2 protein-coding genes are annotated in these 1,574 nt (G+C 63.1%); both read right to left on the bottom strand.

Annotation, left to right across the window (positions count from 1 at the left end):
* The coding region (gene tnpC, locus INF35_RS13660; RefSeq protein ID WP_193503383.1) for an IS66 family transposase at window positions 1-1,298 on the bottom strand (1,298 nt) is incomplete at its 3' end.
* A gap of 67 nt (window positions 1,299-1,365) precedes the next feature.
* Window positions 1,366-1,574 (bottom strand): Rpn family recombination-promoting nuclease/putative transposase (locus INF35_RS13655; RefSeq protein ID WP_193503381.1); only part of this gene is annotated, 209 nt, incomplete at its 5' end.

Genomic DNA, 1,574 nt, shown 5'->3' with positions numbered 1-1,574 from the left:
CCCTCCCAGGAGCGGAAACAGCCCGAGATTTTCTGCTGGACCTTGGTCATTCGCAGATCGCGTTCCCCCTGGTTGTTGGTGAAGGGAGCGGCAGGGTCGTCGAGGAAGCGCAACACGTCGTCCTCGTACGCCTGGAGGCGTTCCAGGAGGTTGCGCGGCTTGGTGCGCTTGGCCCGGCCTCGCGTTCCAGGTGGCGGTTTCACCGGCGGGGGGCACTCGGCGTCCCCTTTCGCCAGGCAATCTCGATAGCGCTGCCGCCAGGCTCGGGTCTCATCGGCCGAGAGGCAGCCGTCGGCCACCTCCACGGCGCGATGCATCTCCAACAACAGGTCATGCAAGGCCTTGGCCCATGCCTGGCCATCGTTCTCCCAGGCCGCTGTCAGCTCCCGAAGGTGGTGCGCATTACAGAGCGCGTGCCGGCAATCCGGATAGCGGTAGTAGGGCTTCCAGTGATCATGCACCAGCACGCCACGCACGAAGGGCAATACGCCGATGGCGTCCATCGCTTCCTGGCCGCGCTTGGGGTGCGGGGCCAACCAGGTCAGGGCCTCGTTGGAGGCGCTGTGTAGCCAGTAGCGTTTGCCACCGACCTGCATTCCGGTTTCATCGGCATGGACGGTGGCTGCTTCACGTAGCGCCGGGATCACCCACTCGGCGAACGCCTCGGCCCGCTGGTAGGCCTCCTGGTTGAAGGCGAACAGGGTGCCGGTGCTCAGCGACAGGCCGCACTGCGAGGTGAGCAACTCGCGGATACGCGCATAGGGCAACAGCTGATACTGGGAGAGATAGACGACATGCGCCTTGAGGCGAGGGCCATACTGGATGGGGCGAGTCACGCCCTCGGGGAATGGCGCCACGTAGCGTTGCCCCTGATCATCTTCGAGGACCTCAGCCTGATATTCGGTGACCACGGCCTGGATTACGATGTCCTGCACTTGGCGCGTTTCGACGCCGACCGGGCGGTAAGAACGCCCCTTGGGGAGTTGCCGACGATCGACACGGAGCTTGACCACCTCGTCGGGGTCCGTCACCGGCGCCAACGTCTTACCCTCATGCCCTGGCTGTCCGCCGGGGCGCCGCTCGCCTTTGGCGCGCGAGCGGCGCTGGCGATTGGGATCCTGGGACGGTGGCTTGCTGCTGTTGCGGCTACTGGTGGCCAGGCGATCGGCCATGAGCTTGACCAGCAGCATCAGCACATCGATGGCGGCACGCAGCGACGGCGAGACCGTCTGGTCTTCCTTGAGCTGCTGCCGGACCCGCTCCAGAGCCTCGTCGACGTTGATATCGCTGATGGTCATGTCACCGCATAGATATGCCGAAGGATTAGGCACACTATGCCAGAAAAATCAGGTGGTTGTCGACAGGCTATCCGCAACCACCTGAATAGTTACCCGGCCGAATCATGTCGTATATGTTCAGCGGTGCCGTCCAAGGCTTGGCGCCGTTGTACAGAACCACTGGAAACACCGGTGGCAAGCCTTGTCTGGGAACGATGGCTTTCTGCTTAAGCAGCTCGCTGTAAAAGCAGGCAACGTAGTGCATCAACCGAATCGGCATGGTGCGGTCAACTGATG

The organism is Gemmiger gallinarum, from assembly GCF_014982805.1.
In the GTDB taxonomy this organism is placed as follows: domain Bacteria; phylum Bacillota; class Clostridia; order Oscillospirales; family Ruminococcaceae; genus Gemmiger; species Gemmiger gallinarum.
The sequence above is the reverse complement of the archived record's forward strand: the minus strand, read 5'-3'. Positions and strand labels throughout refer to the sequence as shown.